Source organism: Actinomycetota bacterium (assembly GCA_036280995.1).
Lineage (GTDB): Bacteria > Actinomycetota > CALGFH01 > CALGFH01 > CALGFH01 > CALGFH01.
In genome coordinates this window covers 1-6,188 of sequence record DASUPQ010000208.1, presented here as the reverse complement: position 1 = coordinate 6,188, position 6,188 = coordinate 1, and the positions used below count along the sequence as shown (strand labels likewise).

The 6,188-nt window shown below is 72.7% G+C and carries 5 protein-coding genes; 3 read left to right on the top strand and 2 right to left on the bottom strand.

Annotated features, from left to right (window positions below; translation table 11 throughout):
* Positions 1-545 precede the first annotated feature (545 nt).
* Together VF468_06555 and VF468_06550 are read left to right on the top strand one after the other, a co-directional pair.
* Positions 546-2,069, top strand: coding sequence for a hypothetical protein (locus tag VF468_06555; GenBank protein ID HEX5877966.1), 1,524 nt, complete (start codon positions 546-548; stop codon positions 2,067-2,069).
* Between the two features lie 71 nt (positions 2,070-2,140).
* A complete protein-coding gene (locus tag VF468_06550) occupies positions 2,141-2,275 on the top strand; it encodes a hypothetical protein (protein HEX5877965.1) in 135 nt (44 codons plus the stop codon).
* Positions 2,276-2,570: 295 nt separating this feature from the next.
* Here VF468_06550 and VF468_06545 read toward each other — a convergent pair whose 3' ends face one another.
* Complete coding sequence (locus VF468_06545; protein ID HEX5877964.1) at positions 2,571-3,008, bottom strand: hypothetical protein; 438 nt, start codon at positions 3,006-3,008, stop codon at positions 2,571-2,573.
* Between the two features lie 304 nt (positions 3,009-3,312).
* On the opposite strand from VF468_06545, the gene VF468_06540 reads away from it, so the two are divergent.
* Positions 3,313-5,664, top strand: coding sequence for a lysylphosphatidylglycerol synthase transmembrane domain-containing protein (locus VF468_06540; GenBank protein HEX5877963.1), 2,352 nt, complete (start codon positions 3,313-3,315; stop codon positions 5,662-5,664).
* A 15-nt stretch (positions 5,665-5,679) separates the two neighbouring features.
* Here the strand turns inward: VF468_06540 and VF468_06535 are convergent.
* Positions 5,680-6,188, bottom strand: a 509-nt coding sequence (locus tag VF468_06535) for an MMPL family transporter (GenBank protein ID HEX5877962.1), incomplete at its 5' end; no start/stop codon positions are given.

Below are 6,188 nucleotides of genomic sequence, written 5' to 3'. Positions count from 1 at the left end.
CCTCGGCGTTCTTGTCTCGGATCCTCCTCGGGAAGGCCACATCGTCGTTGATGGTGATCGGCCCGTTCGTCTGCGGGATCGTCACCGTGGCGGTCTTGAACGCCAGTACCATGGGCTAGCTCCTTGCTCGTCGAGAGACGTCGCCTCTCGAGGGCGGTCCCGGGTAGGGGTACGGTTCCAAAGCGCAGCTCGCCAGGCTCGACCTCCTCGGCTCCGACTTCGTGAACGACGGAGAGCCGCACATCCCCGCACCAGGCAGGTCGAAGTCGCAGACCGCCCCCCCGGGTCTTCTGGCTAGGGGCGACAGGAAGCATTTCCACGGCGAAAGACGCCGAGGAAATTATGTCCGACTGATTTCGCTCTCCTGGCTCGGCAGAAAGCGTAACATCTCCTAGAAGCCGGAACAACCCGCAATGTCCGAAGTTCCTAAAACCTAGGTCGGAGAAGTGCGAAAAGCCGGCACATTCAGACTCGCGTCCGAGCCGGCCGCGCTCCACGCCGGCTCCCCGGCCGAGCGCCCGGCCTGGCCCGTCCTGCTCGGCCGGGTGCGGACCGTCCGCGTCCAGCTGCTCGTGCTGCTGGGGTTCCTGGGGCTGGCCGTGCTGCTGCTCGCGTCGGTCTGGACCTCGCCGGCGACCCGGACGCTGGGGGGCGGCGTCGGCGACCCCGGGCTCTTCGCCTGGTTCCTGCGCTGGACGACGTTCGCGGCCGGGCGCCGCATCTCGCCCCTGGTCAGCGACTACCTCAACCATCCCGACGGCATCAACCTGATGTGGAACACCTGGGTGCCGCTGCCCGGCCTGCTGCTGTCGCCGCTGACCCTGCTCCTCGGGCCGGTGCTGACCTTCAACGTGCTCGTCACCCTGGCCTACGGCCTCTCGGCCTGGAGCGCCTATCTGGCGATCCACCGCTACGTGCCCAGCCACGGCGCGGCCGCCTGCGGCGGGCTGGTCTACGGCTTCTCGCCGGCGATGGTCGGGCACTCCCACCACCCCAACCTGATCCTGATCTTCCTCCTGCCGTGGCTGTTCGTCCTGCTCGACGAGATCCTCGACCGCCAGCGCGGGTCGCCGGTCTGGCTCGGGGTGGGCCTCGGCGTGGTCGCGGCCGCGCAGCTGCTGACCGGCGCCGAGGTGTTCGCCGGGATGGTGCTGCTCGGCCTGGTGCTGCTCGTCCTGCTGCTGGCGGCCAACCGGCACTCGCTGCGGGACAAGGGGCTGTACGCCGCGACCGCCCTGGCCGTGAGCGTGGTCGTGTTCGAGGTGCTGGTCGCGTGGCCGCTGCGGGCGCAGATCGCCGGCCCGGCGCGGGTCCACGCCGACATCACCGAGGAGGTGCGCGGCTCCAGCGACCTGCTGGCCCTGGTGACGCCGAGCCGGCTGTCGGCGATCGCCCCCGAGGCCGCCGTCCGCCTCAGCGACCAGTTCACGGGCACCAAGGAGACCTACCTGGGCATCCCCCTGCTGTTCGTGGTCGCCCTGGTCGCCGCCCGGCGGCGGAGCCCGGTGGTGCGGGTCGGCGCCGCCATGCTGGTGGTCTGCATGGTCCTGTCGCTCGGGTCGCGGCTGCGGGTCGGCGGGCTCGTCTCCCCCGTCCCGCTGCCCTGGACGGTGGTCGAGTCGCTGCCGGTGCTGTGGCACATGGTGCCGGCCCGCCTGGCCCTGTTCACCGCCCTGTTCGCCGGGCTGCTGCTGGCGGTGGCGCTGGAGGACCTGTGGGGCGGCGGCTGGCGCCGCCGCCTCCTGGCCGTCGCCGCCGCCGTCCTGGCGCTCGCCTTCCTGGTCCCGTCCGCGCCCCTTTCGTCCGCGCCGGTGGCCACGCCAGAGTTCTTCACCGGCGCGGCGGTGACCACGCTCCCGCGGGACGGGGTCGCCCTGGTGGTCCCGTTTCCCCGGAAGGGACGGGACAACCAGGCGATGCTCTGGCAGGCCCAGGCGGGCATGTGGTTCAAGATGCCCGGCGGCTACTTCGTCGGCCCCGGTCCGGACGGTGGCACGCTGCGCGAGGCGCCCCCGACCACCACCTCCCGGGTCCTCGACCGCATCCGGCGGGGCGGCCGCCCGCCCTGACCCCGGCGCTGCGCCGGTGGATCGCCGCCGACCTCGCCCGCTGGCGGGTCGCCTCCGTGGTCCTGGGCCCGATGCCGAACCGCCGGGCCATGGCCGGCTTCCTCACCGACCTGCTCGGCCGCCCGCCCGAGCAGCTGGCCGGGGTCGAGCTGTGGCGCGACGCCGCCGTGGCCCGGCCCGCCCCGCTCAGCGCTAGCAGAAGGTGATCCGCCGGTCGGTCGTCACGTACGAGTGGACCCCGGTGACGAGTTCGCCGGCCAGCCAGGTGTCGCTCTTGGTCCGCTGGGCCAGGCCGCCTTGTCGCTACCGGCGGTGATCTCGCGCAGCGCCTCGTCGGCGTAGGCGGAGATCGCCTCGGGGATCAGGTCCTCCCGGTCCTCGGCGACCAGGAGGTGGACCTCTCGGCAGACGCCTGGCGCGACTCCCGGAGGCGCGTGAACGTGGCATCTGGAGTCTGCTTGGTCACCTCACGGTTCCTTGGCTCATTGCACAGGCTGACCCTCAGACCCCGGAGCCCCGGAGTTCGCCGCCGTGGGCGGCGATGGCCCAGATGACGAAGACGTCGAGGGCGATGATGAGCAGCGACCAGAACGGGTAGTAGGGGATGAACAGGAAGTTGGCCACGGCGCTGAGCACGGCCAGGGTGATGGCGAGCGCCCGGGCCCAGGTGCGGCCCGACAGCAGGCTCCAGCCGGCGAAGGCGACCAGGAGGCCGACCAGCAGGTGGATCCAGCCCCAGCTGGTGGCGTCGAACTGGAAGAGGTAGTTGCGGGTGGCGACGTAGAACTCGTTCTCGAAGATGGCCACCAGGCCGGCCAGGACCTGGAAGAAGCCGGTCATGATCATCATGATGGCGGCGAACAGGATGAACCCGACCGCCCAGCTGGTGGTCTGCTGGCCTCGGGCCTGCCGGTACCCCGACGGCGTCTGCTCGGTCATGTCCCACTCCCGTAGTCCGGGGTCGCTGTCGGCGTGATCCTGGCACCGACCGGGGACGACCGCCTCACCCTGAGAGGGTGAACCCTGACGGGAGGTCGGGCGTGGCATAGGCTCCACCTCGAGTGGCCAGGTTCGTCCTGGCCGGTGGGGAGGAGAGCAGGACACGGAGACGCAGCGAGAACCTGCCGTCGCGCCGCCGGGTCCCGAGCGCCCGGCCGAGCCGGGCGGTCACGCGTGGCGCCGCGACATCCGGGTGTTCTCGTCGGCCAGTGACGCCCCGCGGTCCAGGCGTCCCGTCGACGTGGTGCTCCTCGTGCTCGCCGTGGCCACGGTGGTCACGCTGACCTTCCCGGCGCCCGGGCCAACCTCGCTCGACTCCCTCGTCACCGACCTGGTCCAGGGGCTTCCCGGGCTCTTCGGATGGTTCTGGGAGATCTCCTACGACCTGCTGCTCCTCTGGTCGCTGGTGCTCGTCGCCATCGTGCTCCTCGCGCGCGGGCGCAAGCGGCTGCTCCTCGACGAGCTGCTGGGGGGCGCCCTCGCCGTCGGGTTCGCGCTGGTCGCCGGATCGCTGGCCGGGACCGACTGGTCGGACAGCGTCGGGGCGATCGCCGCCTCCGGCTCGCCCCCGGTCTACCTGGCGGTGCGGCTGGCGCTGGCCACGGCGGTGGTCGTCGCCGCCTCGCCGTACCTGGCGCGGCCGTTCCGCTACGTGGGGTGGTGGGTGGTCGGGATCGGGGGGCTGGGCGGGGTCGCGCTGGGAACCAGCCTCCCCATCGGGATGATCGTGGCCTTCGCCGTCGGGATCGGGTCGGCCGCCATCGTCCACCTGCTGTTCGGCTCCCCGGCGGGCCGGCTCACCCTCGACCAGGTCGGCGGTGCCCTGGCCGAGCTGGGCGTCGACGCGACCAGGCTCCGCCAGGCGCCGCTGGAGCCCCGTGGCGTGGCCGTCGCCTTTGCCGAGGCGACGGACGGGCGCTCCCTGCTGGTCAAGATCTACGGCCGGGACGCCTGGGACGGCCAGCTGCTCGCCTCCGTCTGGTCCTCGCTGTGGTACCGGGACGACGGGCCGCACCTCGCGCTGGGCCGCCGCCAGCAGGTCGAGCACGAGGCGTTCGTCACCCTGCTGGCCGAGCGGGCCGGCGTCGCGGTGCTCCCGGTGGTGGCGGCCGGGATGGCGTCCCAGCGCGACGCCCTGCTCGTGACCGAGATCACCGGCCGCCCGCTGCGCACGCTCGACCCCGGCGAGGTCGACGACGAGCTCCTGGGGGGCATCTGGGCCAACGCCGGGCGGCTCCACGCCCTGGGGGTCGCGCATCGGCGGCTCGACGGCGGCCGCATCGTGGTCCGGCCCGACGGGACACCGGCCTTCGGCGACTTCGGGGGCGCGGAGGCGGCGGCCGACGACGCCGACGTCGCGGCCGACCGGTCACGGATCCTGGTCGCGACCGCGCTGGCGGCGGGGCCGGAACGCGCCGCCGCGGCCGCACTGGCCGCGCTGGGCAGCGACGCCCTCGCGCGGGTGCTCCCCCTGGTGCAGCCGGCGGCGCTGGAGCGGCCGACCCGGCGCGCGGTCAAGGAGCAGGACTGGGACCTCGACGACCTGCGGAAGGCCTGCGCCGACGCCTCGGGCGTCGAGCTTCCGAAGCTGGCGCAGCTGCGGCGGGTGTCGCTCCGGTCGATCGGCATCGTGGTCCTGATCGCGCTGGTCGCCTACGCGATGATCTCCGCGGTGGCCAACGTCGGGCTGGACAACCTGGTCGACGAGTTCAAGGGGGCGGACCTCGGCTGGCTGGCCGCCGCGACACTGCTCTCACCGGTCATCCCGGTGGCCCAGACCGTGGCCACCCTCGGCGCCTCGTTCCGGCCGCTCCGGTTCGGGCCCGTCCTCATGCTCGAGTACGCCATCCAGTTCATCGCCCTGGCCGTGCCGAGCTCGGCGGCCCGGCTCGCCCTCGACGTGCGCTTCTTCGGGCGCAACGGCATCGAGGGCGGCGCCGCGCTCTCCATCGGCGTGATCGCCAGCGTCTGCGGGTTCATCACCCAGGTCCTGCTGGTCCTGGTGACCAGCCTGTCCGGGCTGGCCTCCCTGGACCTGGGGGGCGGCGACGTCACGGCCACGTCCTCGACGAGTGACTCGTCGGAGTCCGGCGGCCACCGGCTGCTGATCCTGGCCGCGGTCCTGGTCGTGCTCGGCCTGCTCGCCACGCTGGCCGTGCCCAGGTACCGGCGTGCGGTCCGGGAGGCCGTCCCCAGGTACCGCGAGATGCTCCGTGCCCAGGCCTCGTCGGCTGCCACGGCGCTGCGGGTCCTGCGCTCGCCGTCCAAGGTCGTGATGATCTTCGCCGGCAACCTGGCAGCGCAGCTGCTCCAGGCCGTCATCCTCGGCCTCTGCCTGCGGGCGTTCGGGCACCACGCCACCCTGGCCGAGCTGATCCTGGTGAACACCCTGGCGAGCCTGTTCGCCGGGTTCATGCCCGTGCCCGGCGGCATGGGCGTCGCCGAGGCCGCCTACACGGCCGGGCTGGTCGCCCTTGGTGTGGCCAACGCCCCCGCGATGTCCACCGCGATCGCCTTCCGGATGGTCACCTACTTCATCCCCCCGGTCTGGGGCGCGGTCGCCATGCGCTGGCTGCGCCAGCACGCCTACCTGTGAGGCCGGCGCCGAAGGTCAGCGGGTCAGGGCCGCCGGCTCCTCCCGGACGAGCTCGTCGAGGTCGACGTCCTCGTCGCGGGACAGGCGGCTGGGCCACCAGATCCGTCGGCCGACGTCGAGGTTGAGCGCGGTGACGAGCACCGAGCGGACCACGAAGGTGTCCAGCAGCACCCCGAAGGCGACCGCGAAGCCGATCTCGGTGACGAACACCAGCGGCAGGGTGCCGAGGGCGGCGAACGTCCCGGCAAGGACCACGCCCGCGGAGGTGATCACCCCGCCGGTGGCGGCCAGGCCGATCAGCGCGCCCCGCCGCGTCCCGTGGCGGCGGCTCTCCTCGTGGACCCGGGTCATGAGGAAGATGTTGTAGTCGGTGCCGAGGGCGACCAGGAACACGAACGTCCACAGCGGGAACGAGGGGTCGGCCCCGGCGAACCCGAAGACGTTCTCGAAGACCAGGGTGCTCACGCCGAGCGCGGCCGCGAACGACAGCACCACGGTGGCCACCAGCAGCAGCGGGGCGACGA